This is a genomic window from Nguyenibacter sp. L1, assembly GCF_035199985.1.
GTDB classification, from domain to species: Bacteria; Pseudomonadota; Alphaproteobacteria; order Acetobacterales; family Acetobacteraceae; genus Gluconacetobacter; species Gluconacetobacter vanlangensis.
This window is the reverse complement of the sequence record NZ_CP127015.1, coordinates 4,061,588-4,086,915: the sequence shown is the minus strand read 5'-3', so window position 1 is coordinate 4,086,915 and position 25,328 is coordinate 4,061,588. Positions and strand designations below refer to the sequence as shown.

The following is a 25,328-nucleotide window of genomic DNA, read 5'->3' as shown; positions in this document are numbered from 1 at the left end:
CGGGGTCACCCCACACCATGCGGGCACTATAGCTGCGGCAGCGGCGGCGCCCCCATGGTGGTGATCCGGCCGGCGCTCAGGATCGCCGCCGTGTTGATCAGCGACAGGTGCGAAAAGGCCTGCGGGAAATTTCCCACCTGCCGCCCGCTCCGGGCGTCATATTCCTCGGCCAGCAGGCCCAGGTCGCTGCGCAGCGCCAGCAGCCGGTTGAACAGGGCGTGCGCCTCTTCCAGCCGCCCCTGCGCGACATAGGCGTTCACCAGCCAGAAGGAACAGGCGATGAACGCCCCCTCGCCCCCCGCGACCCCCTCGACGGCATGATCGGGGATATAGCGGCGGACGAATCCGTGCTCGTCCAGCAATTCGCGCTCGACCGCCGCGATCGTCCCGGCCACGCGCGGATCCTCCGCCGGCAGAAATCCCACCACCGGGATCAGCAGCAGCCCGGCATCCAGCCCCTTGCCGCCGAAATACTGCACGAAGCTGTTCTTGTCCGCGTTGAACCCGTCCCGGCAGACCGCGTCATGGATATCCTGCCGCAGGGCCTTCCATTCCTCCAGCGGCGCTTCCAGCCCGTATTTCTCGGCATCGCGAATGGCCCGGTCGAACGCCAGCCAGCATGAGATCTTCGAGACGGTGAAATGGCGCCGTCCGCCCCGCACCTCCCACATGCCCTCGTCGGGCTCCTTCCAGATGCTCGCCAGATGCTCCAGCAGCCCGACCTGCAGGCGCCAGCCATCCGTGATCGCGCACAGCCGCGTCTGGCGCGCGACATGCAGCGCCGAGATCGCCTCGCCATACACGTCCAACTGCAATTGTCCGGCCGCCGCGTTGCCGATCCGCACCGGCACCGACTTGGCATAGCCGGGCAGCCACCCGGCCTCCCACTCGTTCAGCAGGCGCTCGCCGCCGATCCCGTACATGATCTGCACCTGGTCGGGGCTGCCCGCCACCGCCGCCTGCAGCCAGTTGCGCCACTGCATCGCCTCTTCGTAATAGCCGCCCGCCATGATCGCGATCAGCGTCAGCGACGCATCGCGCAGCCAGCAATAGCGGTAATCCCAGTTGCGCTCGCCGCCCAGCTCCTCGGGCAGCGAGGTCGTGGCCGCGGCGACGATCCCCCCCGTGGGCTGATAGATCAGCGCCTTCAGGGTCAGCAGCGACCGCCGCACCGCCGGCGCATGCACGCCCTTGTACGTGCAGCGCGCGATCCAGTCCGACCAGAACTGCTCGGTCCGGCGCAGCGCGGCCAGCGCGTCGATCGGGTCCGGCACCGGCCCGTGCGATTCCAGATGCGTCATCACGAACGGCACCTGGTCGCCCTCCGACACGATGAAGCGCGACACGGTATGGCGCCCCTCGCCATGCAGCGCGACCGGGCAGCGCAGCACGCAGCGCGACGGGCCGGCGATGGCGGTAATGCCCATATTGTCCGGCAGGCGCGTCACCCAGGGCACCGACAGGCCATAGTCGAACCGCAGCACCAGCCAGTTCAGCACCGGCACCGCGCCGCGCCGCCCCTCGACGATCCGGATCAGCGTCGGGGTCTCGGTCCCGATCGCCATGAAATCCAGGATGGCCACCACCCCGCCATGGGTCTCGAACACCGTCTCCAGCACCATGCCCTGCTGGCGATAGGTCCGCGTCACCGTGATCAGCGCGCCGCCGCGCTCCTCGTCCGGGGCCAGCAGCCAATGCCCGTTCTCGCCATTGCCCAGCAGGGCGGCGAAACAGGCCGGGCTGTCGAAACGCGGCCAGCATAGCCAGTCGATCGAACCGTTCCGTCCTATCAGGGCGCAGCTTCGCCCATCGCCGATCAGTCCATAATCTTCGATTTTCTGCGGTTCGACGTTAACCACGACACCTCCCAGAGACCCGATGCCACGGGCCCGCGCGATGCCGAAGGCACGAACCCGTTTATGCAACGCGCCACGCTTGATTTTCGTTCCATTTGCCGATACGGACGAACACGCGGAATCGGGGGATTCGCCTTCATTTTCGCAAGGCCCTGCTTCGTCGCAGGAAATCAGGCCACCATGCCTGCCGAACCGCATCGTGGCGGAACGAACGGGACCACACCACTGACACGTTCGAGAGAATTTTGAGCGCCAAGACGAACGCCTCCCCATCGGCCGCGCATGACGCCGAACGCCATCCCGCATCCTATGCTCCGTCCGATTCGGGCACGGAGTCGCATGCCGACGGGCAGCCCCCGGCCGACGGGCCGGACGCCGGAACCGGCGCGGACTCCCCGGCCGAGGCGCAGGCCGAACCCGAGCGTCCGCTCTTCTCCGACCTCGGCCTGGCAGCGCCGATCCTGCGCGCGATCGACGAGATGGGCTACCGCCATCCCACGCCGATCCAGGCCCAGGCCATCCCGTATGTCCTGATGGGCCGCGACGTGCTGGGCGTGGCGCAGACCGGCACCGGCAAGACCGCCTCCTTCACCCTGCCGATGCTGGAAATCCTCTCCGGCTCGCGCGCCCGGGCCCGCATGCCGCGCTCCCTGATCCTGGAGCCGACACGCGAACTGGCGCTGCAGGTCGCCGAGAATTTCGTCAATTACGGCAAATACCTCAAGCTGAACCACGCCCTGCTGATCGGCGGCGAGAGCATGGCCGAGCAGAAGGACGTGCTCAATCGCGGCGTCGACGTGCTGATCGCGACCCCGGGGCGGCTGATCGACCTGTTCGAACGCGGCGGCCTGCTGCTGAACCAGACCAAGCTGCTGGTGATCGACGAAGCCGACCGCATGCTCGACATGGGCTTCATCCCGGATATCGAGAAGATCGTCGGCATGCTCTCGCCCCTGCGGCAGACCCTGTTCTTCTCGGCCACCATGGCGCCCGAAATCCGGCGCCTGGCGGACATGTTCCTGCAGAACCCGAAAGAGATCACCGTCAGCCGGCCGTCCTCGGTCGCCACGACGATCGAGGCCGGGCTGGTGATCGTCGACGAAACCGAGAAGCGTCGCGCCCTGCGCCATATGCTGCGTGACGAGGCGGTGCAGAACGCCATCGTGTTCTGCAACCGCAAGCGCGATGTCGACATCTTGTGCAAATCGCTGGTCAAGCATGATTTCGCCGCCGGCGCCCTGCATGGCGACCTGCCGCAATCGGTGCGATTCGCCACGCTGGAACGCTTCAAGGCGGGCGATCTCAAGATCCTGGTCTGCTCCGACGTCGCCGCGCGCGGCATCGATATCGGCGGCCTGTCCCACGTCTTCAATTTCGACCTGCCCTTCCATGCCGAGGACTATGTCCACCGCATCGGACGCACCGGCCGCGCCGGACGCACCGGCCACGCCTACAGCCTGGCCACGCCGTTCGACCGCACCCTGGCCGGGGCGATCGAGGCCCTGATCGGCCACCCGATCCCACGCCTGGCCGTCGAGGGTATCGAACAGTTGGAATGGTCCGAGGAAGACCGGCCCCGCGGCGGCCGGCGCGGCAAGGACGGCGGCAAGGACAAGGCCAGGGGCAAAGGACGCGGCGGCAAGCCCGAATCCCGTCCGCGCGACGAGGCGCCGGCGCCGACGCCGCCGGCGGCCAGGGCCGAACCCGCCGAGGCCAAGCCCGTGCCGCAGCGCCCCGAACCCCGCAAGCCGGACACGGGCCGCCCCCGCGACCGCGACGCCGAGCGCGTGCCGGACGAGATCATCCAGAACGGCGCGCTGGGCTTCGGCGACGACGTCCCGGCCTTCATGCTGCTGCCCCGGCGCAGTTTCTCCGTCGCCCCGTCCCCCGACGCGGCGGACCTGCCTGACGGCGCGATCTGACGGCCCGGGCGGACAGGCGCGCCGGCGGCGATCCGCCGCGCGCTTCTCCGCTCAGGTGCTTGTCCGCTCAGGCGATGACGCCATGACGATCGAGACCGACATCACCCAACTCGGGGCCGACGGCGACGGCATCGCCCACGCCCCTGATGGCGGCCGCCTGTTCATCCCCGGCGCCTTGCCGGGCGAACGGGTGCTGGCCGACATGCAGGACCCGCGCGCGGCCCGGCTGGTCCGGGTGCTGCGCCCCAGCCCGGACCGGGTCGATCCGCCCTGTCCGCTCTTCGGCCTGTGCGGCGGCTGCGCGCTCCAGCATTTCGCACGTCCCGCCACCCTGGCATGGAAAGAGGCTCTGGTGCGGCACGCGCTGGAACGCGCCGGCTTCGCCGCCCCGCCCGCGCCCGCGACGCACCAGAGCCCGCCGGGCAGCCGGCGGCGCATCGACCTGGCGGTCCGGCGCCTGCCGCAGGGTGTGTCGATCGGCCTGCACGCCCGGCGCGGCGACGTGATCGACCTGACGGCCTGCCCGGTGCTGGACCCGGCGCTGTTCGCGCTGATCGCCGGACTGCGCGGCCTCATGCAATCGCTGGGCGCGCTGCGCCGCACCGGCGACGCACAGGTCAACCTGCTCGATTCCGGCCCCGACCTGCTGCTCGCCACCGATGGCCCGCTGGCGGCCGCCGACCGGGCCAAGCTGGCCGATTTCGCGCGCGCGCACCATGTGCCGCGCATCGCCTGGCGCCCCGCCGGCAGTACCCAGTCCCCGGAAACCGCCTCCCAGACGGCGCCCGTCCGCCACGATCTGTCCGGAGTTGCCGTCACCCCGCCGCCCGGCGCCTTCCTCCAGCCGACCCGCCAGGGCGAGGCCGCGATCGTCGCCGCCATCCTGGCCGGACTGCCCCGGCGCCTGGGGCGCAAGGACACGATCATCGAACTTTATGCCGGCTGCGGCACCCTGTCCTTCGCGCTCGCCCGGCACGCCAAGGTCCTGGCGTTCGAGGGCCATCCCGACGCGTACGCCGCCCTGCACCGCGCCGCGGCCGGCACGCGGGTCATCGCCGAACGGCGCGACCTGAACCGCCAACCGGTCATGGCGCAGCACCTGGCCCAGGCCAGCGCCGTGGTGCTGGACCCGCCCTATGCCGGGGCCGGCGCGCAGATGGCGCAGATCATCGCCGGGCGCCCGCCCTGCATCATCTATGTCAGTTGCAATCCCCAGGCCCTGGCCCGCGACGTCGCGGGCCTCAAGGAGGCGGGCTACACGCTGGACGGCCTCACGGTGATCGACCAGTTCCTCTGGTCCACCGAAACCGAGGCCGTGTGCGTCTTCACCGCTCCCAGACGCCCCCGGCGCCCGGGCCGGTAACCCGGGGCGCACGGTCCCTTTTTCGGGGCTTCGCCCCGAACCCCACCAAAGGCGGCGCCTTTGGAAACCATTTATTTATCGATAGATTGGGGTCGAGGGCAGCGCCCTCGCCTGGTTCGAATCAGACGTGGAAGCTCTCGCCGCAGCCGCAGCGGCCCTTCTCGTTCGGGTTGATGAAGGTAAAGCCCGATTCCAGTTGCTTCACCTCGTAATCCATCACCGTGCCGATCAGGAACAGGGTCGCCTTGCGGTCCACCAGCAGGGTCACCCCCTTGTCGGTCACGATTTCGTCCCCCGGACCGGGCGCCCCGACGAAGCTCATGTCGTAGCCATGGCCCGAACAGCCCTTGGTCGACACCGCGACGCGCAGCAACTGGCCGGCATGCGCGGTGTCATACAGGGCGCGCAGCCGTTCGGCGGCACGGTCGGACAGCGACATCAGCGGCGGCAGCGCGCGCGCCGGGCGGGCGGCGGCGGGCGTTCCGCCGATTGGCTGGGTCATCGGCTGGGTCATCGGCTGGGTCGTTGGTTGGGTCATGGGGGGGCATTCTCCCGAAAGCGGCATTCAAAACCTGTTCAGAACATGTTCAGGGCCAGGCGGGCATCGTCGCTCATCCGCGACATATCCCACGGCGGGTCCCAGACGATCTCGACCTCGGCGCCGGTCACGCCGGCCACCGCACGCACCGCCTCCTGCACCTGCGCGGGCAGTTCCTGCGCGCTGGGACAGTTGGGCGCGGTCAGCGTCATCTCGATCCGCACCTTGCCGTCACGATGCAGGTCGATCGCATAGATCAGGCCAAGCTCGTAGATATTCACCGGAATCTCCGGGTCATAGACGCTGGCGATCGCCGCGATCACCGCATCCTCGTCGGGCGTTCCGTCCCCCGCCGGCTTCGTTCCCGGCTTCGTTCCCGGCTCCGCTCCCCGGGCCGGAGGCATCTCGTCCGGCGTCCAGCTCTCGACCGACCCGTCCGGCTCGGAAGCCGGCGCATCGAACGAAAACCCGGCAGTCCCGGCCTCTGCAGGCCCGGTCCCGGTCGTCTCCGCCGTCTCGATCTTTTCGGATTGCACGTTCATTCCCGTCTCATCCGTCCTTTGATTCGTCCGTCGCGCGCTGCCGGCCATCCGCCAGCGCGGTCTCCAGCGCCGACCAAGGCAGGGTGGCGCAGCGTATCCGCGACCGATGCCGCCGCAGCGGCGCGAACACCGCCAGTTCATCGCGGGGCGCGGCGCCGCCGTCGCGCACCATCCTGTCGAACGCGGCCGACACCGCCTTCAATTCGCCACCGTCGCACCCCAGCGCCAGCTCGGCCATCAGATCGGCCGAAGCCACGCAGATCGCGCATCCCCGGGTCCGATGGCCGATCCGCGCCACCCGCCCCTGCCCGTCCAGCACCAGCCCGACCCGCACCTGGTCGCCGCACATCGGGTTCACGCCCGTCCCCTCATGCGTCGCGCCCTCGGGCAGACCGGCATGGACGGGCGCGCGGGCCCGGTCCATCACCTGCTGCTGATAGATCCCCTCCTGGTCCATTCCCCCTCGATCCTCAGATGCCGATTTCCAGATGCCGGTCTTCAGATGAAGAAGGAGCGGATCTGCTCCAGCGCCGTGGCCAGCATGTCCACTTCCTCACGCGTCGTATACACGCCGAAACTGGCCCGCGCCGTCGCACTCAGCCCCAGGCGGCGCATCAGCGGCTCGGCGCAATGATGCCCGGCCCGCACGGCGATCCCGCTCCGGTCCAGCAGGGTCGCGATGTCATGCGGGTGCGCGTCCTTCATGACGAACGAGATCACGCCGCCCCGATCGGCCGGCCGCCCGACCACGCGCAGGCCCGGCACGTCGCCCAGGCGCTCCAGGGCATGGGACACCAGCGCCGCCTCATGCGCCGCGATCGCGTCGTACCCGACCGCCTCGATATAGGAAATCGCCGCCCCCAGCCCGATCGCCTCGACGATCGCGGGCGTCCCGGCCTCGAACTTATGCGGCACCGCCGCCCAGCGCGATCCCTCGAACCGGACCTCGGAAATCATGTCGCCCCCGCCCATGAAGGGCGGCATCTCGTCCAGCAGCGCGCGCCGTCCCCACAGCACGCCGATCCCGCTGGGGCCATACAGCTTGTGCCCGGTAAAGGCATAGAAATCCGCCCCGATCGCCTGCACGTCCACCTTGCGGTGCACCACCATCTGGCTGCCGTCGAACAGCACGCGCGCGCCCGCGTCATGCGCCATGTCCGCGATCCGCCGCGCCGGGGTCACGCTGCCCAGCACGTTGGACATATGGGTCACCGCCACCAGCGCGACCCTGCCATCCTCCAGCAGCCGCCCCAGAGCATCCAGCTCCAGGTCGCCGTCATCGCTGATCGGCGCCACCCGCAGCTCGATGCCCGTGCGGTCGCGCAGCATCTGCCAGGGCACCAGGTTGGCGTGGTGCTCCATTTCCGAAATCACCACCGCCTGGCCCGGCCGCATCAGGCTGCCGAAGGAATGGGCGACCAGATTGATCGCCTCGGTGCTGTTGCGGGTAAAGATGATCTCCTCGCGCGACGGCGCGCCGATCAGCCCGGCAACCTGGTCCCGCACCCCTTCATACGCCTCGGTCGTCCGCTCGCTCATCCAGTGCAGGCCGCGATGGATGTTGGCGTACTGGGTGCGCATCGCGCCCGCCATGGCATCGATCACCTGTACCGGCTTCTGCGCCGACGCCGCGCTGTCCAGAAAGACCAGTGCCTTGCCGTGCACCGTCTCGTTCAGGATCGGAAAATCGTCGCGCAGGCCGCGCAGCGCGTCGATCGGGTCGGTCATGACGACGGGCGACAGGTCCATCTTATGCGTCCTTCCGGTTCCACCAGGATTCGACCGCGCGATCCAGCACCGCGCGCAACATGTCGTCCCCCATCAGCGCGACCGCGTCATGCAGGAACGCCTTGACCAGGATGGCGCGCGCCTCGTGCTCGGCCACGCCGCGGCTGCGCAGATAGAATAACTGGTCGCCGTCCAGCGCGCCCACCGTCGCCCCATGGCTGCAGCGCACGTCGTCGGCATAGATCTCAAGCTCCGGCTTGGCATCGATCTCGGCCGTCTCGGACAGCAGCAGCGCCTGGTTCATCTGGTAACCGTCGGTCTTCTGCGCAATGCGCTCGACCAGGATCTTGCCCTGGAACACACCGCGCGCATGCTCCGACAACACGTTCTTCACCGTCTGGCGCGAATTGCAGGCCGGCGCGCCGTGGGTGATCACGCTGGTCAGGTCGGCATGCTGCCGCCCGTCCAGCAATTGCGCGCCGTTGACGTGCACCACGCCGCCCTCGGCCCCCAGCCGGGCATGGACCTCGTGCCGGGCCAGCCCCGCCCCCAGGGTCAGGGTAAAACTGTCATAATGCGCGCCCGCGCCGATATCGGCGCGAACCACCGCCAGATGCCGCGCCGAAACATCCTCGGCCTGCAGCTTGGCATGGACCAGCGACGCCCCGTCCGCGACCGCGATGTCGATGACCGGGTTGTTCAGATAATTCCCCTGCCCGACCGCCAGGTCCAGCAGCGACAATCTCGCCCCCGGCTCCAGCACGATCCGGTGCCGCGGATGGACCGACAGCGGCGTATCCCCCGCGATCACCACCGACAGCAGCGCCATCCGGCCTGCATCATGGCCGGAGGCGACATGCAGCACCAGCCCGTCCTCGGCCAGCAGCGCATTCAGCGCGCTCGCCACGTCATCGGCCGGCGACAGGTCGGTCGCCTCGTTGAACCGTACCGCGCGCACTCCAGCCGGCAGGCGCGAAAGCGCAGGATCGAACCGGCCATTGACCAGTACCGCGCGCGGCAGGCCGGGCTCCAGCCCGAAGACCCGTCCGGCCTCGGCCAGGATCGCCTCGACCCGCGCCGGGTCGGCCTGCGCCGGCGCGGCGGCGAAGGCCACGTCCCCCAGCACGCGCAGCGAGGTATATTTCCACGCCTCGACCCCGCTGCGCGGCAGCCCGGCGCGGCCCAGCCATTCCGCCGCCGCGTCGCGCGCGGCGCTGGCCCCGGCCCGCGCCGCATGGCGCGCCAGGAATGCGGCGGCGCTGGCGCCGGCGGGCGCGATCGCGTTCACGCCGCCTCCGCCAGGAAACGGGCATAACCTTGGGCTTCCAGTTGCTTGGCCAGCTCCGGTCCGCCGCTATGGATGATCCGCCCGCGCGCCATCACATGGATGCGGTCCGGCACGATGTAATCCAGCAGACGCTGGTGATGGGTGATGACCAGCGCCGAGAAATCGGGCGCACGCAGCGAATTCACCCCTTCGGCCACGATGCGCAGCGCGTCGATGTCCAGCCCGCTGTCCGTTTCGTCCAGGATGGCGAAGGACGGCTGCAGCATGCGCATCTGCAGCACCTCGTTGCGCTTCTTCTCGCCGCCCGAGAACCCGACATTCACGTTGCGCTTCAGCATGTCGTCGGCGATCGACAGGTGCCTGGTCTCCTGGCGCACCGCCTTCAGGAAGGCCACGGCATCCAGTTCGTCCTGCCCCCGGGCGCGGCGCACCGCATTCACCGCCGTGCGCAGGAAATTCGCGTTGTTCACCCCCGGCAGTTCGACCGGCGCCTGAAAGGCCAGGAACAGGCCCAGCGCCGCGCGCGCCTCGGGCTCCAGCGCCAGCAGGTCCTGACCCTTGAAGGTCGCGGTGCCCTCTGTCACCTCGTAATCCTCGCGCCCCGCCAGCACATAGGACAGGGTGGATTTGCCCGACCCGTTCGGCCCCATGATCGCATGGACCTCGCCCGCCGGGATCTCCAGATCGACGCCCCGCAGGATCTCCTTGTCCATGCCGCCATCGGAAATCTTGGCGCACAGGCCGGCGATCCGTACAAACTCGTTGCTCACGTCACTCATCTCCGTTCAGCCGACGCTGCCTTCCAGGCTGATCTGCAGCAATTTCTGGGCCTCGACCGCGAATTCCATCGGCAGTTCCTTCAGCACGTCCTTGCAGAACCCGTTGACGATCAGCCCCACCGCGTCCTCTTCCGACAGGCCGCGCTGACGGCAATAGAAGAGCTGGTCCTCCGAGATCTTCGACGTCGTGGCCTCGTGCTCCACCTTGGCCGACATGTTGCGGCTCTCGATATAGGGCACGGTGTGCGCCCCGCAGCGGTCGCCGATCAGCAGGCTGTCGCACTGTGTGAAGTTCCGCGCTCCCGACGCCTTGGGCATCATCCGCACCAGCCCGCGATAGGTGCTGTCGGACTCCCCGGCGCTGATGGTCTTGGCGATGATCGTCGAGCGCGTGTTGCGCCCGATATGGATCATCTTGGTCCCGGTATCGGCCTGCTGGTGGTTGTTGGTCACCGCGACCGAATAGAACTCGCCCACCGATCCGTCGCCCTGCAGGATGCAGGACGGATATTTCCACGTGATGGCCGACCCGGTCTCGACCTGCGTCCAGGAGATCTTCGACCGCGCCCCGCGGCAGGCGCCGCGCTTGGTCACGAAATTATAGATCCCGCCGCGGCCTTCCGCGTCGCCCGGGTACCAGTTCTGCACGGTCGAATATTTGATCGCGGCGTCATCCATCGCCACCAGCTCGACCACCGCCGCATGAAGCTGGTTCTCGTCGCGCATCGGCGCCGTGCAGCCTTCCAGATAGGACACCGACGCCCCCTCTTCGGCGATGATCAGCGTCCGCTCGAACTGGCCGGTATTGCGCGCATTGATGCGGAAATAGGTCGACAACTCCATCGGGCAGCGCACGCCCTTGGGGATGTAGACGAACGAGCCGTCGGTAAAGACCGCCGAATTCAGCGCCGCATAGAAATTATCCGACACCGGCACCACGCTGCCCAGATAGCGGCGCACCAGGTCCGGATGCGCGCGCACCGCCTCGGAAATCGGGCAGAAGATCACCCCCGCCTCGGCCAGCGTCTCGCGGAAGGTGGTCACGACCGATACGCTGTCGAACACCGCGTCCACCGCTACCGGGGCACGGGCCTGCTCGCCCTCGGGCACCTCCACCCCCGCCAGCATCGCCTGCTCGTGCAGCGGAATGCCCAGCTTCTCATAGGTGCGCAGCAATTCGGGATCGACCTCGTCCAGCGATTTCGGCCCGGCCTTCTTCTTCGGCGCGGCATAATAATGCGCGTCCTGGAAATCGATCGGCGGATGGCGCGGCTTCGCCCAGGCCGGCTCCGCCATCGCCTGCCAGGCCCGGAACGCCTTAAGCCGCCAGTCCAGCAGCCACTCCGGCTCCTGCTTGCGGTGCGAGATCAGGCGGATCGTATCCTCGTTCAGCCCCTTGGGGGCCAGATCCATCTCGATCTCGGTCTCGAACCCCCATTTGTACGTGGACTGGCTCAGACTCTCGACCGCATCGCGGGTTTCGGCAATCGCTGGCATCTTCCTGCTCCCTCAGACCGCTTCGGCCCGGCCGGCCGCGGATATGTCCCGGACCGCCGGCGCGGCCCCCCTGCCCTGATCGGGGCCCTGACCAGGCTCCCTGTCAGAGCCTCGCTCAGAGCCCCAGCCGGGCGATCCCGCGCCGTGTCGCTGCCCGCAACGGCGCATGTCCGACAGGCTGATGGCCGACAGCGCGCCGCGGATCGCGTCATTGACCGCGTCCCACTGGCCGCACAGCCCGCACAGCCCGCGCGTGTCGCACCCCCCGCCATCGACGCAGGCCGTCAGCGAAATCGGACCGTCCACGGCGGCGATCACCCGCGCGACGGAAATATCGTCCAGCTTCCGCGCCAGCCGGTACCCCCCGCGCGCGCCGCGCGACGACACGACCAGGTCGTCGGCCGCCAGGATCTTCAGCACCTTGGCCACCGTCGGTTCCGGGATTCCCGTAGCCTGCGCCAGCGCGGGCGACGTCATCACCTCGTCCGCCTGCGCCAGGCGCACCAGGGCGACGACGGCGTAATCGGTCAGCTTCGACAATTTCAGCATCCGCCCTCCTTCGCCGGCCACGGTCCCGTCCGCCCATAGCGGACCAAATCAGTACTGATTTCCGTTTCCAGATGCTTCCGTGCAAGGCCAGCGTCAAGTGCAATCGGCACAGCCCAGTCACCTGACGGGCCGCATAACGGCATAATCGGGGGCCGCTTCCCGTCCAACCCGCGTGCTTTAGCCCGCTCCCGGCCCGAATGCCAGCCGCAGCACCAGCGCCAGGCCGGCGCCTGCCAGAAATCCCACCAGCGTGCCGTTCAGCCGCACGAATTGCAGGTCCTTGCCCACACGCAGCTCCAGCCGCTCGGCCAGCATGTCGGCATCCCATCCCGCCACCACCGCGGCGATGAAGCGCGACAGCCGTTCCCGCACGAAGGGCAGCCCGCGCAAGATCATTCGCCGCACGCCCGTCGCCACCCGCTCGCGCAGCGCCGGGTCGGTGCGCATCTGCTCGGCCAGGCGCAGCAGCGTGTCGCGGACGATCGACGCGGCCCATCCGTCGGGCCGTCCCATGTCGGCCTCGATCATCAGCCGCATCCGCCGCCACACATCGCCGCTCCAGTTGCGGATGCTGTCATGGGTCATTACCCCCATGATCGCGCCGGTAATGTCGCGCCGCCGCTCCGGATCGGTCTCGATCCGGTCGATCTCGGCGCGCACCCAGCTCGTAAAGCCCTCGCGCAGCTCCGAATTCTGCGGGTCGATCCGGTCCAGCTCCTGGTTGACCGCCACCAGCACCTTGGTCGCGATCGACCCGCCGATGGCCCAGCCCAGGATCCGCCCGCCCTGCTCGCGCACCCGGTCCTCGATCATCGTGCGCAGCGACGCTTCCTTGGCCTTCAGCCCGTCCTTCATGCGCGCCAGCAGAAAGGACAGCACCTCCTGGTGCCGGTCGCCCTCGACCAGCGCCCGCAGGGTCCGGGCCACGACCGGCGCCACCTCCTCGCCCCCCAGCAGCATCGGCATGATCCGCGCCAGGCCCGATCCCGCGCGCCCGTCCTCCAGACGTTCCAGCACCGCGGGGGCGGCGCCGGCCAGGCTGCGGCTGACCGTCTCGGCCGAGGCCGGGTCGTCCATCAGCCCCGCCAGGATCTCCGGCAGGTCGATCCGGTCCATCGCCGCATTGACGTCGTCCTCGGTAAAGACATGGCCGGCGACGAAACGGCCCAGCGCCTCGCCCAGCCGCGCCTTCTGCGCCGGCAGGATCGCGGTATGCGGAATCGGCAGGCCCAGCGGCCGGCGGAACAGGGCGGTCACGGCGAACCAGTCCGCCAGCCCGCCCACCACCCCGGCCTTCGCGCCGGCGCGCAGCACCTCCAGCCAGGGTCCGTCCGCCACCAGGCCGGCCGCCGGCGCCGCATAGCCGGCGGCGGTCAGCGCCCCCATGGCGACCAGCAGGCCGGTCGCCGCCCGGCGATAGCGTCGCAATGTCAGCCGGGCCGCCCTGTCCGCGTCGGGGATCGTGTTCATCGTCCCGTCGATACCATTCCGGCCGCATGAACCCAAGCACCCGCAGGCCCCCGTTCCGGTCCTGTTGCGTTCCGTGACAAATCACTGCGTGTTCCCCAAATTCGGCACGAGTCGCCGCGGCAGACATTGCGATGGGCGCGCGAACATGAAACCTTGCGCCTCGTGCGCCGACCGGATGCCGCCCGGATGCCACCGCAGGACACGCCACGTATTCAGGATGACTGGGACTACCGCCATGACCGAGATCTCTCCCCGCGACGCAGCCGAGATGCTGCTCGACCTCACGCGGCAGGTGGTCACCGATCACGAGGACGCGTCGTCAGGCAATCCCATCATCGCGCTCGCGCGCCGGATCGGCCGGCAGATCACGGCCGGGACCGTCACGACCGACATGCTGGAACAGGCCGTCCGCCACCTGCGCGACGCCGCCTTCCGCGACCGCGCCGCCCGGCTGCGCGCCTATGTCGAGGGCACGGACGATTCCGCCATCGCCACGCGGATGCGCGGCGTGGCCCAGACCGTGGCGCGCGAACGCGGCCCCGACGGCACGCCGCCCAATTTCGGCCATTTCCGCAAGACCGTGGAACGCAGCCGGTTCGCCGCCGTCTTCACCGCCCACCCGACCTTCGCCCTGGCCAATTCGGTCTACGAAACCCTGGCCGTGATGGCCTCGACCGATGACGGCCATCTGGCGGACATGCCCTGCCTGCCCACCCATCGCCGCGCGGCGCCCCCCACGCTGGACGAGGAATTTTCCCTGGCCTCGGCCGCCATCCTGCGCGGCCGCAACGCCCTGGACCGGCTGAACGAGACCCTGCTGAACGAGGCCCGCGCCCGCTGGCCGCACGAATGGTCGGTCCTCAGCCCCCGTCCGATCATCCTGACCAGTTGGGTCGGCTACGACACGGACGGCCGCACCGACATCGGCTGGTGGGACACGATCCGCCTGCGCCTGCGCATGAAGCGCCTGCAGCTCGAACGCCTGGCCGCCCAGATCACCCCGCTGCGTCCGATGGCCGACGGGCTGCACCAGCGCGTCGAACGCGCCCTCGACGCGGTCGATGCCCAGATCGCCGCCTGCCCTGTCGGCGAATCGCCCACCCCCGAATCGGTCGCCGCCTTCGCCGCCGTGCTGATCGGCCGGCGGGACGAGGCGATCTCCGCCGCCAGCGAACTGGCCACCTCGTTCCAGGAGGCCATCGACACCGCCCCCGCCGAGCAGCGCATGACCCTGGCCGTGGCCCGCGCCGGGCTGATGGCGCACGGCATGGCGGCCGCCCACACCCATGTGCGGCTGAACGCGACGCAGATCCACAATGTCGCGCGCCAACGCCTGGGCATCACCGACAGCCCCGAGATCCCCTCGCAGCGCCGCGGCCTGCTCAGCCGGATCAACGAGGCCCTGGACCAGGTCCAGCCGGTCGAGATCGATTTCGGCTCGCTGCTGCTGGAACAGGCCACCGCCGCCCGGCTGATGATGACGGTGCGCCAGATCGTCCGGCACATCGACCGCGAAAGCCCGGTCCGCTTCCTGATCGCCGAGACCGAAAGCGGCTACACGCTGCTGACCGCGCTGTGGCTGGCGCGCTGCTTCGGCATCGAGAACCAGATCGAGATCTCGCCGCTCTTCGAAACCCAGGAAGCCCTGGAAAACGGCGCCCATATCGTCGAGGAAGCCCTGCATTCCCCGCATTGGCGCGATTATCTGCGCCGCACCGGCAAGCTCAGCCTGCAATTCGGCTATTCCGATTCCGGCCGCTATGTCGGGCAGTTGGCCGCGACCTACCTGATCGAACGGCTGCGGCTGAAGATCTGCGACCTGCTGCGGCGCTGGAACCTGACCGAGGTCGAGGTCATCCTGTTCGACACCCATGGCGAGAGCATCGGACGCGGCGCGCACCCGTTCCGCCTGACCGACCGGCTGGACTATCTCTCGCCGCTCCATGCCCGCGCGGTCTTCGCCGAAGCCGGCCTGCGCATCCGCGAGGAGACGGCCTTCCAGGGCGGCGACGGCTACCTGCTCTTCGGCACCCAGGCGATGGCCGACGCCACCGTGGGGGTGATCGCGTCGCACATCTTCGCGCCCACGCAGCTCAACCGCGACCCGGTGTATGACGAGCCCGATTTCTCGGCCGATTTCTTTTCGACCATCGGCGCCGGCATGGCCGGCCTGGTCGAGGATCCCGGCTATGCCGCGCTGCTCGGCGCCTTCGGCCCGTCCCTGGTCGACAAGACCGGCTCCCGCCCCTCGGCGCGGCAGAGCGACAGCGGCGCGGCCACGACGCGGATCTCCCACCCCAGCCAACTCCGCGCCATCCCCAACAACGCCATCCTGCAGCAATTGGGCTGGTGCGCGAACACCATCCAGGGCCTGGGCGGCGCCGCCGCGCGCCACCCCGAAACCTTCGAGGAATTCCTCAGCCGCAGCCCCCGCTTCCGCCGCGCCGTGGATTTCGCCACCCACGCGCTCGCCCATTCCGACGACACGGTGCTGCGCGCCGTCATCTACATGCTCGATCCCGACATGTGGCTGAACCGCGCGACCGCCGAATCCGACCCGTCCCGGCGCGACGCCTACCTTGCACTGATGCACGGGCTGGAGCGGCTGAATTTCTGGGCCAGCACCCAGGCCATGTTCCGCCGCATCCAGTCCGACCACCTGTCCCTGCGCCGCGCCTGGCCGCAGGCCCCCCGGATGGGCGAGGCCGAGAAGCTGCTGCATGCGATCCGCATCGCCACCATCGAGCAGATCTGGCTGCTCTCGACCCGGATTCCCTATTTCTCGCCCCGCAACGCCTTCTCGCGCGACGCGCTGACCACCCGCGTGCTGTGCCTCGAAGTCCCCGCCGCGCTGCGCGAACTGGACTATATCTTCCCCTATGCCACCGGCAGCGGGATGGAACTGGATTATTCCGAATCTCACGGACCGCGGAACGCCGGCGCCTATGTCCGCGAACATGCCGAGATCTTCGAGCCGATGCAGCGCCTGTTCGACCTGGTGCGCGAGACCGGGATGGCGGTCATGCACCATGTCGGGGCCTTCGGCTGAACGGCTCCGACGGCGGGGCGCCGCCCGAAACCGCCCCCGGGGAAAGCTGGCAGGTGCGCGAGGCCCCGCCGCCGGTGGGCGTCCCCCTTCCGGCGGCGCCCGGCATCAGCCGGATCGTCGCCCCCAATCCCGGCCCGATGACCGGCCACGGCACCAATTGCTGGCTGGTCGCGCATGCGGGCGGCACCGCGATCATCGATCCGGGATCGGACGATCCGGCGCACCTGCACGCCATCCGGACGGCCGCGCGCGGCCCGATCACCCATGTCCTGCTGACCCACACCCATCGCGACCATCTGTCCGGCGCCCGCCCCCTGGCCGCTTCGGCCGGGGCGCCGGTCTGCGGCTTCCGCAACAGCGCCAGCCCGTCCTTCACCCCGGACATGGCGCTCGATGACGGCGCGCGCCTGGCCGGGCTGACCGCGCTGCACACGCCCGGCCACGCCACCGATCATCTCTGTTTCGTGGCACCAGGCGGCATCGTCTTTACCGGCGACCATGTCATGGGCTGGTCCACCACGATGGTCCCACCCGCTCCGGACGGCTCAATACGCCAGTTCCTCGACGGGCTCGCCCGCCTGCGCGCGCTCGCCCCGTCATTGCTGCTCCCGGCCCATGGCCCCGCCATCACCCGGCCCGATTCCTGCCTGCGCGGCCTGATCGCGCACCGCCTGGCGCGCGAGGCCCGGATTCGCGCCGCCCTGGGTCCCGAGGCCGCGCCGCTGGCCGAACTGATGCGCCGCGTCTACCGCGCCATCCCGCCCGCCCTGCGCCGCGCGGCGGAACTGAACCTTCTGGCCCACCTGGAGAAATTGCAACAGGACGGACAGGCGGTTCACGGGCATGATGGCTGGCGCGTCGCCCCGGCCCGTCCCGGGGCACCCGATCACACGCCCCCGGCATAGCACCCGGCGATCCGCGGCCCGCCCGCGACCGTCCGGCCGTGCATCCCATCCACCCGGAGATCCGTTCGTTGAAGACTCGCCTGATGCTGCTGCTGTCCGCCTCGCTGCTCTGCCTGGGCCCAGCCCCCGGCCGCGCGGACGATCACGCGGATGCCAACCATGCGGCCCATCCCGCCCCCCATTTATCCCAGCCGATCGAACGGACCAGCAGCGGCTCGGCGACGGTCGGCGGAAAATCCATCGCCTATCAGGCGGTCGCCGGCACGCTGGTCGTCCATCCCCATGGCTGGGACGATTCCGAAGACACGGTCCATCAGGAAATCCCGGGCAGCGACGCCCATGCGATCGACGGCAATCCCGACGCCACGGCGTCGATGTTCTATGTCGCCTATTTCCGCAAGGACGCCCGGCCCGAGACCCGCCCCATCACCTTCGTCTTCAATGGCGGTCCCGGCTCGTCGACCGTCTGGGTGCATATGGGCGCCTTCGGCCCCCGCCGGGTGGTGACGAATGACGACACCCACACCCCCGCCGGCCCGTACCGGCTGATCGACAATCCGCAAAGCCTGCTCGACGTCACCGACCTGGTCTTCATCGACGCGCCGGGCACCGGCTTCGGCCGCATCAACGGCAAGGACAAGGAAAAGCAGTTCTGGGGCGTCGACGAGGACGGCCAGGCCTTCACCGCCTTCATCACCCGGTTCCTGGCCAAATATGGCCGCTACAATTCGCCGAAATACCTGTTCGGCGAAAGCTACGGCACGATGCGCGCCGCCGTGCTGGTCAACGACCTGCAGAACCAGGAAAATATCGACTTCAACGGCGTCATCCTGCTGTCGCAGATCTTCAGCTACGACAACAGCGTGGACGAACCGACGCAGAATCCCGGCATGGACGAACCGTTCGTGCTCGCCCTGCCGACCTACGCCGCCACCGCCTGGTACCACCACAAGCTGCCGCAGCAGCCCACCGACCTGAAAGCCTTCCTGGCCGAGGTCGAGCATTTCGCCTCCACCGACTATCTGGTGGCGCTGCAGCAGGGCGCCGGCCTGCCCGCCGCCGACCGCGACCGCATCGTCGAACGGCTGCACGCCTATACCGGCCTGCCGGCCGACTATATCCGCCGCGCCGACCTGCGGATCGACGGCGGCGAGTTCTCCAAGACGCTCCAGGCCGATGACGGCATGACCACCGGCCGGCTCGACACCCGCTTCTCGGGCCCCGTGCTGGACCCCCTCAGCAAGGAAGCCGGATACGACCCGCAATCCGCCTCGATCAGTTCCGCCTATGTCTCGCTGTTCAACGATTACGTGCGCAAGGTGCTGAATTACGGCGACGGGCTGACCTATCGCGCGGAAATCGACATCCCGCACTGGAATTTCCACCACGCCGCCGGCGGCCCCGACAGCGCGCCCTCGGACGGCCCGGCCAACGTGATGCCCGACCTGGCCCAGGCGATGAAGACCAACCCGACGCTGAAAATCATGCTGAATGCCGGCTATTTCGACCTGGCGACCCCCTATTACGAGGGGATCTACGAAATGCGCCACCTGCCCATCCCGGCGGCGCTGCAGAAGAACATCGAATTCCGCCAATACCAGTCGGGACACATGGTGTACGCCAACATCCCGTCCCTGACCCAGTTGCACGACAACATCGCCGACTTCATCCGCCGCACGGACAACCAGCCCGCAAGCGGATCGCCCGCGCCGTAAAGGCGAAAAAACATTGACGCGGACCGGTCGCGCCGTAAGGTCGTGACCGGTCCGACGCGACCAGCCGCCTGCGGCCGGCCGGCCATGGTGAACGCGTCTCCGGTTTCGTCCCTCCCCTTGTCCGGGCGAGCCCATCAGCAACGCAGGCCCTGATCCCGACGGTTCGCCCCGATTGGCAAGGTTGGGCATGCGTACCTTCAGACACGCGAAACTCATGGCATCCACGCTCCGCACGCTGCTTGCGGAACGAGGTGCTTCGATCGGCCACGCCGAGAGCCTGGAAATCGTCGCGCGACAGTTCGGCCTGCGGAACTGGAACATCCTGGCCGCCCGCATCGCCGCCGCCGAACGGCAGGAAACCCCCGCCGCGCTGCCGAAAGGCTGGTCCATCGCCGGCACGACCCCCGGAAACTACGCGATCGGCCTGGATGCCGCTCAAAGCAGCCGGACGGAGAAAATCGTCGCCATAAGCTGCCTCTTCTCGTCCGACGATCCGGACGCGGCCAGCATCCAGAACGGCTTCGGCACATTGATGCAGGCGGTCGACGCGCGCCCCTTCATCGGCAAGCGCCTGCGCTTCTCGGCCCTGTTGAAGACCCGGGACGTACCCTTACATGCCACCATCTGGATGCGGGTCGACGATAAAGCGCCGGATACGATCCTCTTCGACAATCTGATGAGCCGTCCCGCCGACGGCGCGCTGACGGGGACGTCCGACTGGACAGCGCGCCAGATCGTCTTCCAGATCCCCGAGAACGCCGACAGCCTGCATTACGGGCTGCTGCTGACCGGCATGGGAACCGTCTGGGCAAAGACTGTCCGTCTCGAGGTCGTGGACGACCGCACGCCCCCTACCGCCACGCGGCAACATTATGAACACCAGCGGCGCATGCGTCGCGTGATCGAAGGCGGCCCGCAGAACCTGGATTTCTCCGATATCGCCTGACCACGATCCGCCCCGCTGCGGCCGGGCACAAAAAAAAGCCGGCCCCCGAGGGGCCGGCTTCCTGCTCTGTGATCGGGTCGGGATCAGGCCGACTTGGCCATGATCTCTTCGGCCACGTTGCGCGGCACCGGGTCATAATGATGGAACTGCATCGTGAAGGACGCGCGGCCCTTCGTGATCGACCGCAGGTGCGAGATGTAGCCGAACATCTCCTTCAGCGGCACCAGCGCGCGGACCATGACGGTCGAGCCCGAGCTTTCCTGGTTCTGGATCATGCCGCGACGACGGTTCAGGTCGCCCACCACGTCGCCGACATGGTCGTTCGGCGTGGTGATCTCGACATCCATGATCGGCTCCAGGATCACCGGGCCGGCCTTCTTCATGCCCTCGCGGAAGCAGGCCTTGGCGGCGATTTCGAACGCCAGCGCCGAGGAGTCGACGTCATGGTACTTGCCGTCCAGCAGCGTGAACTTGAAGTCCACGGTCGGGAAGCCCGCCAGCACGCCCGTCGAGGACTGCATGCGGATGCCCTTTTCCACCGCCGGGATATATTCCTTCGGCACGGTGCCGCCGACGACCTTGTTCTCGAACTGGATCTCCTCGTTCCGCTCCAGCGGCGCGAACTCGATCTTCACTTCGGCGAACTGGCCCGAACCACCCGATTGCTTCTTGTGGGTATAGGTCTCGGTATGCGCCTGGGTGATCGTCTCGCGATAGGCCACCTGCGGCGCGCCGATATTCGCGTCCACGCCATACTCGCGGCGCAGGCGGTCGATGATGATGTCCAGATGCAGCTCGCCCATGCCCGACAGGATGGTCTGGCCGGTTTCCTGGTCCGTCTTCAGGCGCAGCGAGGGGTCTTCGCCCGCCAGCTTCTGCAGCGCCAGGGTCATCTTCTCGACCCCGTCCTTGGTCTTCGGCTCGACCGAGATGTCGATGACCGGCACCGGGAAGCTCATGCGCTCCAGCACCACCGGATCGGTGGAGTCGGCCAGCGTGTCACCGGTCTGGGTGTCCTTCAGCCCCACGAAGGCCGCGATGTCGCCGGCGTGGACTTCCTTCACTTCCTGGCGCTTGTCGGCATGCATCTGGAAGATGCGGCCGATACGCTCCTTGTGGCCCTTGGTCGTGTTCAGGACCGAATCGCCCGAGCGCAGCACGCCGCGATAGACGCGCACGAAGGTCAGGGTGCCGTACTTGTCGTTGATGATCTTGAACGCCAGGCCGGCGAACTTGCCGTCCGGGTCGACCGGGATGATCGGCAGCTTGTTCTCGTCGACCTCTTCGTCCTCGGGCGGCGCGATGCGGATGCCCTCGACGTCGTCCGGCGCCGGCAGGTAGTCGATCACCGCGTCCAGCAGCGGCTGCACGCCCTTGTTCTTGAAGGCCGTGCCGCACAGCACGGGGCGGAACTCGCCCGAAATCGTGCCCTTCTTGATGCAGCGCTTCAGGGTCGCGACTTCGACGTCGCCCTTCTCGAAATATTCCTCCATGGCCGCCTCGTCGACGGCCAGCGCCGTGTCCAGCAGCTCCTGGCGGGCCTCGGCGGCCTTTTCCTTCAGCTCGGCCGGAATTTCCTCGTCGTGGTATTTCGCGCCCAGCTCGCCGCCTTCCCAGACGATGGCCTTCATCTCCACCAGGTCGACGACGCCGACGAAATTTTCCTCGGTGCCGATCGGCAGCTGCAGCGGAATGGCGACGATGTCCAGCTTCTCCTTCAGCGTGTCGAACGCGCGGTAGAAGTCGGCGCCGGTGCGGTCCAGCTTGTTGATGAAGATGATGCGCGGCACGTTGTAGCGATCGGCCAAGCGCCAGTTGGTCTCGGACTGCGGCTGCACGCCGGCCACGCCCTCGATGATGAACACCGCGCCGTCCAGCACGCGCAGGCTGCGGTTCACCTCGATGTTGAAGTCGATATGGCCCGGCGTGTCGATGATGTTGATGCGATGGCCGTTCCACTCGCAGGTCACGGCGGCCGACGTGATCGTAATGCCGCGCTCGCGCTCCTGCTCCATGTAGTCGGTGGTGGTGTTGCCCTCGTGCACCTCACCGATCTTATGGGAAACACCGGTGTAGTACAGGATGCGCTCGGTGGTCGTGGTCTTGCCGGCGTCGATATGCGCGGTGATGCCGATATTGCGAATCAGCGAAAGATCGGACTTGTCGGACACGGGGGAACCTCCACAAGACAAATCAGGCGCGAACGGAACCTCTCCCCTCGCGCCTGCCAGAGCCGGAAGCTGCCCCCCATCCCCGAACCGGGGTTCCGGAAGATGCAGCCGGCGAAATAGACAGATGGGCCTGACATGCGTCAGGCGCCCAAAACATGCAAGCCCGGTCCGAACGAAAATTCGGACCGGGCTTGCATGCGAAACTCAAGCCGTTGCTTCGGCCTTCTTTTCCTGGGCGCGCAGGATGCGGCGCTTCAGGGCCTGGGCCTCGACCGGCAGCTTGCGGTTCGGGGTCGACAGCAGGAACGCGTCCAGGCCGCCATTATGCTCGACCGTGCGGATACCATGGGTGCTCAGGCGCAGGCGCACCGCGCTCCCCAGGATGTCGGACAGCAGCGACGTCTCCTGCAGGTTCGGCAGGAAGCGGCGGCGGGACTTGTTGTTGGCGTGGCTGACATTGTTTCCCGTCAGCACGCCTTTGCCCGAAATCTGGCAACGGCGAGACATGATATCATCCTCGGATAACTAAGGCCGAGGCAAGATGCTCCGGCAATGATCGTCAAGATTAGGCGCGGCTTATGGCCAAGCAGCCGCCCTCCGTCAAGCCGAAAGCAGCGATTCGGGGCATTTTCACCCCCTCCGCCCGTCCGGCCGCGCCAAAACCGGCATTCAGCCGGCGGGCCGGGCCCGGTCGCGATCCGGATGCAGCTCGCCCGCGCGGACGCTGTGCATCGCATTCTCCAGCATGGCCAGCATGGTCCCCTGGTCCATCGTGCGGGCCAGCAGCCCCAGCGATCCGCCCAGCAGGGCCGAGGCGATCGCGATCGGCGGCAGCTTCTCGCCCAGCATATATTCGATGGCCTTGTCGACCACCGCGCCGCAATGGCTCAGTTCCTCGGGCACCGATCCGTCATGGCCCAGCGTCGGATCCGCCGGGTTCTCCTGGTCCGTCCGCATCATCGCGCCTCACTCCCGTCCTTATTCATTATTCATTCACCCGCATGTTGCCCGCCGTCACGCCCCAAGGCCAGTCCCCGAGGCCGCCTCCGCCCCAGGCCTTTCCCCGGCCTCGGTGCTGACACCTTCCCCGGCCTCCTCCTCGGCCCGCTCCTCCGCCTGCGCCGCCCACATGCCGGCATACAGCCCGTCGCGGGCCAGAAGGCTGCGGTGGGTCCCGCGCTCCTTCACTACCCCGTCGCCCATCACAAGGATTTCATCCGCATCGACCACCGTCGACAGGCGATGGGCGATGATCACCGTGGTCCGTTCGGCCGACACGGTGCGCAGCGCGGCCTGGATCTCCTGCTCGGTATGGGTGTCCAGCGCGCTGGTCGCCTCGTCCAGGATCAGGATGCGCGGATTCTTCAGGATGGTCCGGGCGATCGCCACGCGCTGCTTCTCGCCGCCCGACAATTTCAGGCCGCGCTCGCCCACCCGCGTCGCATAGCCGTCCGGCAACGCGGCGATGAAGTCATGGATCTGCGCCAGCCGCGCCGCATGCTCGATCTCGTCCTGCGACGCGCCCAGCCGGCCATAGGCGATGTTGTAGCCGATCGTGTCGTTGAACAGCACGGTGTCCTGCGGCACCACGCCGATCGCGGCCCGCAGCGCCGCCTGGCCGTAATCGCGCACGTCATGGCCGTCCACCACCACGCGCCCGGCCGTGACATCATAGAAGCGGAACAGCAGCCGGCTGATGGTCGATTTCCCGGCCCCGGTCGGCCCCACGATCGCCACCCGTCCGCCCGCCGGCACGCTGAAACTGACATCGTGCAGGATCTCGCGGTCGGGGCGATAGGAAAACCGCACATGCTCGAAGCGCACCGACGCGGCCGGCGCCTCGTCCAGCCGCGCCGGCAGGCCGATGGCCGCCGGCCGGTCGACGACGTCCGGCATCTCGTCCATCAGGTGGAACATCTGCTCCAGGTCCACCAGTGCGGTCCGCATCGCCGAATAGATGCTGCCCAGGAAATTCAGCGGCAGGTACAACTGCATCAGATAGGTGTTCACCAGCACGAAGCGCCCGACGCTCAGCCGTCCCTGCGCCACGTCCTGCGCCGCCAGCAGCATGACCAGCGTCAGCGTCACCGCGATGATCGCCGCCTGGCCGAAATTCAACCCGTTCAGCGAGACCTGGGTCCGGATCGCCGCGCGCTCATAGCGGGCCTGCGCTTCCTCGTAGCGGCGGCTCTCATGGTCCTCGTTGCCGAAATATTTGACGGTCTCATAGTTCAGCAGGCTGTCCAGTGCCTTCCAACTCGCCTCGCTGTTGATCTCGTTCATCTCGCGCCGGATCCCGATCCGCCATGAGGTGAACGTGACCGTAAAGCCGACATAGGCCACCACCGCCGCCAGCATGATCGCCGCATAGCGCCAGTCGAACAGCCGCCAGATGACCGCGATCACCATCAGCGCTTCCAACAGGGTGGGAATCACGTTGAACACCCCGACCCGCAGGATCGTCTCGATCGCCTCGGTCCCCCGGGCGATGGCGCGGGTCACGCTGCCCGACTGCCGGTCCAGGTGGAAACGCAGCGACAGCGCGTGCATGTGGCGGAAACTGCGCATCGCCGCGACGCAACTGATCCGGAAGCGCACCGGCGCGAACAGCGCGTCGCGCCACTCCCCCAGCCCCGCCGACATCAGCCGCAGCATCCCGTACCCCACGATCAGCGCCAGCGGCATCACCGCCAGCCCCGCCGCCGGATCCCGGCCGTGATGCAAGGCATCGACCACCCGGCTGTACAGGTACGGCACGCAGATCGTCGCCACCTTGGCGGCCACCAGCAGAAAACACGCCCCCGCGACGCGCAGCCGGGTGCGCACATCGTTGCGGGGCCACAGATAAGGCAGCAACGCGCGCAGCGTGACCAGGACGGGGCGTTCCGGCACGCGCCGGGCATCGGATGGGGGCGGTGTCATGGTGCCGATGTGGCACGCCCACGGCGGTTTGCAAACCGTGCGGCGCCGATCCCGCCGGCCGGGATGCAGGATTGTCACAGCCTGACCC

20 protein-coding genes are annotated in these 25,328 nt (G+C 68.2%); 6 read left to right on the top strand and 14 right to left on the bottom strand.

The window, feature by feature from the left end; all coding sequences use genetic code 11:
- Positions 1-26: 26 nt before the first annotated feature.
- Positions 27-1,859: a glycoside hydrolase family 15 protein gene (locus QN315_RS18545; RefSeq protein WP_176640382.1), complete on the bottom strand. Its 1,833-nt coding sequence runs from the start codon at positions 1,857-1,859 to the stop codon at positions 27-29.
- 242 nt (positions 1,860-2,101) lie between these two features.
- On the opposite strand from QN315_RS18545, the gene QN315_RS18540 reads away from it, so the two are divergent.
- Both QN315_RS18540 and QN315_RS18535 read left to right on the top strand, forming a co-directional pair.
- The gene (locus QN315_RS18540) at positions 2,102-3,778 is read left to right on the top strand and encodes a DEAD/DEAH box helicase (protein ID WP_323990854.1); all 1,677 of its coding nucleotides are present in this window, start codon (positions 2,102-2,104) and stop codon (positions 3,776-3,778) included.
- A gap of 82 nt (positions 3,779-3,860) precedes the next feature.
- The gene (locus QN315_RS18535) at positions 3,861-5,141 is read left to right on the top strand and encodes an RsmD family RNA methyltransferase (protein ID WP_323990853.1); all 1,281 of its coding nucleotides are present in this window, start codon (positions 3,861-3,863) and stop codon (positions 5,139-5,141) included.
- A 121-nt stretch (positions 5,142-5,262) separates the two neighbouring features.
- Here the strand turns inward: QN315_RS18535 and QN315_RS18530 are convergent, their stop codons facing one another.
- The 9 genes from QN315_RS18530 to QN315_RS18490 form a co-directional block, all read right to left on the bottom strand.
- The gene (locus QN315_RS18530) at positions 5,263-5,643 is read right to left on the bottom strand and encodes an iron-sulfur cluster assembly accessory protein (protein ID WP_323993645.1); all 381 of its coding nucleotides are present in this window, start codon (positions 5,641-5,643) and stop codon (positions 5,263-5,265) included.
- 74 nt (positions 5,644-5,717) lie between these two features.
- Positions 5,718-6,221 carry an SUF system Fe-S cluster assembly protein gene (locus tag QN315_RS18525; protein WP_408904554.1) on the bottom strand — a complete coding sequence of 168 codons (504 nt, stop codon included), beginning with the start codon at positions 6,219-6,221 and terminating at the stop codon, positions 5,718-5,720.
- Positions 6,222-6,228: 7 nt separating this feature from the next.
- Positions 6,229-6,678, bottom strand: a complete 450-nt coding sequence (locus tag QN315_RS18520; protein WP_323990852.1) for an iron-sulfur cluster assembly scaffold protein — start codon at positions 6,676-6,678, stop codon at positions 6,229-6,231.
- A 41-nt stretch (positions 6,679-6,719) separates the two neighbouring features.
- Positions 6,720-7,970 carry a cysteine desulfurase gene (locus QN315_RS18515; RefSeq protein WP_323990851.1) on the bottom strand — a complete coding sequence of 417 codons (1,251 nt, stop codon included), beginning with the start codon at positions 7,968-7,970 and terminating at the stop codon, positions 6,720-6,722.
- A gap of 1 nt (position 7,971) precedes the next feature.
- Entirely contained in the window at positions 7,972-9,237 is a 1,266-nt protein-coding gene (sufD, locus tag QN315_RS18510; protein WP_323990850.1) for a Fe-S cluster assembly protein SufD, read from the bottom strand.
- Entirely contained in the window at positions 9,234-10,016 is a 783-nt protein-coding gene (gene sufC / locus QN315_RS18505; RefSeq protein WP_323990849.1) for a Fe-S cluster assembly ATPase SufC, read from the bottom strand. The genes sufD and sufC overlap by 4 nt, the downstream gene beginning before the upstream one ends.
- Positions 10,017-10,022: 6 nt before the next feature.
- Entirely contained in the window at positions 10,023-11,513 is a 1,491-nt protein-coding gene (gene sufB, locus QN315_RS18500; RefSeq protein WP_176640414.1) for a Fe-S cluster assembly protein SufB, read from the bottom strand.
- A 12-nt stretch (positions 11,514-11,525) separates the two neighbouring features.
- Positions 11,526-12,062, bottom strand: coding sequence for an SUF system Fe-S cluster assembly regulator (locus QN315_RS18495; protein ID WP_323990848.1), 537 nt, complete (start codon positions 12,060-12,062; stop codon positions 11,526-11,528).
- A gap of 177 nt (positions 12,063-12,239) precedes the next feature.
- Positions 12,240-13,532: a DUF445 domain-containing protein gene (locus QN315_RS18490; protein WP_323990847.1), complete on the bottom strand. Its 1,293-nt coding sequence runs from the start codon at positions 13,530-13,532 to the stop codon at positions 12,240-12,242.
- Positions 13,533-13,767: 235 nt separating this feature from the next.
- On the opposite strand from QN315_RS18490, the gene QN315_RS18485 reads away from it, so the two are divergent.
- From QN315_RS18485 to QN315_RS18470, 4 genes are all read left to right on the top strand, one after another.
- Entirely contained in the window at positions 13,768-16,581 is a 2,814-nt protein-coding gene (locus QN315_RS18485) for a phosphoenolpyruvate carboxylase (protein ID WP_323990846.1), read from the top strand.
- A gap of 53 nt (positions 16,582-16,634) precedes the next feature.
- Positions 16,635-17,486 (top strand): MBL fold metallo-hydrolase, encoded by an 852-nt coding sequence (locus QN315_RS18480; protein ID WP_323990845.1) that lies wholly within the window; start codon positions 16,635-16,637, stop codon positions 17,484-17,486.
- 68 nt (positions 17,487-17,554) lie between these two features.
- Positions 17,555-19,201 carry a S10 family serine carboxypeptidase-like protein gene (locus QN315_RS18475; protein ID WP_323990844.1) on the top strand — a complete coding sequence of 549 codons (1,647 nt, stop codon included), beginning with the start codon at positions 17,555-17,557 and terminating at the stop codon, positions 19,199-19,201.
- A gap of 187 nt (positions 19,202-19,388) precedes the next feature.
- Entirely contained in the window at positions 19,389-20,147 is a 759-nt protein-coding gene (locus QN315_RS18470; protein ID WP_408904553.1) for a glyoxalase superfamily protein, read from the top strand.
- Positions 20,148-20,230: 83 nt separating this feature from the next.
- Here QN315_RS18470 and fusA read toward each other — a convergent pair whose 3' ends face one another.
- The 4 genes from fusA to QN315_RS18450 all read right to left on the bottom strand — a co-directional run bounded on the left by fusA (position 20,231) and on the right by QN315_RS18450 (position 25,240).
- Positions 20,231-22,318 (bottom strand): elongation factor G, encoded by a 2,088-nt coding sequence (gene fusA, locus QN315_RS18465; RefSeq protein ID WP_176639617.1) that lies wholly within the window; start codon positions 22,316-22,318, stop codon positions 20,231-20,233.
- 204 nt (positions 22,319-22,522) lie between these two features.
- Positions 22,523-22,825 (bottom strand): 50S ribosomal protein L28, encoded by a 303-nt coding sequence (gene rpmB / locus QN315_RS18460; RefSeq protein WP_176639616.1) that lies wholly within the window; start codon positions 22,823-22,825, stop codon positions 22,523-22,525.
- Between the two features lie 162 nt (positions 22,826-22,987).
- On the bottom strand, positions 22,988-23,278 hold the full coding sequence (locus tag QN315_RS18455; RefSeq protein WP_323990842.1) for a hypothetical protein: 291 nt from the start codon (positions 23,276-23,278) through the stop codon (positions 22,988-22,990).
- Between the two features lie 54 nt (positions 23,279-23,332).
- Positions 23,333-25,240 (bottom strand): ABC transporter ATP-binding protein/permease, encoded by a 1,908-nt coding sequence (locus QN315_RS18450; protein WP_323990841.1) that lies wholly within the window; start codon positions 25,238-25,240, stop codon positions 23,333-23,335.
- Positions 25,241-25,328 lie beyond the last annotated feature (88 nt).

What these genes read in the sequence shown, in the direction of transcription:
- QN315_RS18525 (WP_408904554.1), bottom strand. Translation starts at nt 6,221, where the DNA reads ATGAACGTGCAATCCGAAAAGATCGAGACGGCGGAGACGACCGGGACC.
- QN315_RS18450 (WP_323990841.1), bottom strand. Translation starts at nt 25,240, where the DNA reads ATGACACCGCCCCCATCCGATGCCCGGCGCGTGCCGGAACGCCCCGTC.
- rpmB (WP_176639616.1), bottom strand. Translation starts at nt 22,825, where the DNA reads ATGTCTCGCCGTTGCCAGATTTCGGGCAAAGGCGTGCTGACGGGAAAC.
- QN315_RS18485 (WP_323990846.1), top strand. Translation starts at nt 13,768, where the DNA reads ATGACCGAGATCTCTCCCCGCGACGCAGCCGAGATGCTGCTCGACCTC.
- sufC (WP_323990849.1), bottom strand. Translation starts at nt 10,016, where the DNA reads ATGAGTGACGTGAGCAACGAGTTTGTACGGATCGCCGGCCTGTGCGCC.
- QN315_RS18495 (WP_323990848.1), bottom strand. Translation starts at nt 12,062, where the DNA reads ATGCTGAAATTGTCGAAGCTGACCGATTACGCCGTCGTCGCCCTGGTG.
- QN315_RS18520 (WP_323990852.1), bottom strand. Translation starts at nt 6,678, where the DNA reads ATGGACCAGGAGGGGATCTATCAGCAGCAGGTGATGGACCGGGCCCGC.
- QN315_RS18535 (WP_323990853.1), top strand. Translation starts at nt 3,861, where the DNA reads ATGACGATCGAGACCGACATCACCCAACTCGGGGCCGACGGCGACGGC.
- QN315_RS18490 (WP_323990847.1), bottom strand. Translation starts at nt 13,532, where the DNA reads ATGAACACGATCCCCGACGCGGACAGGGCGGCCCGGCTGACATTGCGA.
- QN315_RS18470 (WP_408904553.1), top strand. Translation starts at nt 19,389, where the DNA reads ATGCGTACCTTCAGACACGCGAAACTCATGGCATCCACGCTCCGCACG.
- QN315_RS18515 (WP_323990851.1), bottom strand. Translation starts at nt 7,970, where the DNA reads ATGGACCTGTCGCCCGTCGTCATGACCGACCCGATCGACGCGCTGCGC.
- QN315_RS18455 (WP_323990842.1), bottom strand. Translation starts at nt 23,278, where the DNA reads ATGATGCGGACGGACCAGGAGAACCCGGCGGATCCGACGCTGGGCCAT.
- sufB (WP_176640414.1), bottom strand. Translation starts at nt 11,513, where the DNA reads ATGCCAGCGATTGCCGAAACCCGCGATGCGGTCGAGAGTCTGAGCCAG.
- QN315_RS18530 (WP_323993645.1), bottom strand. Translation starts at nt 5,643, where the DNA reads ATGACCCAGCCAATCGGCGGAACGCCCGCCGCCGCCCGCCCGGCGCGC.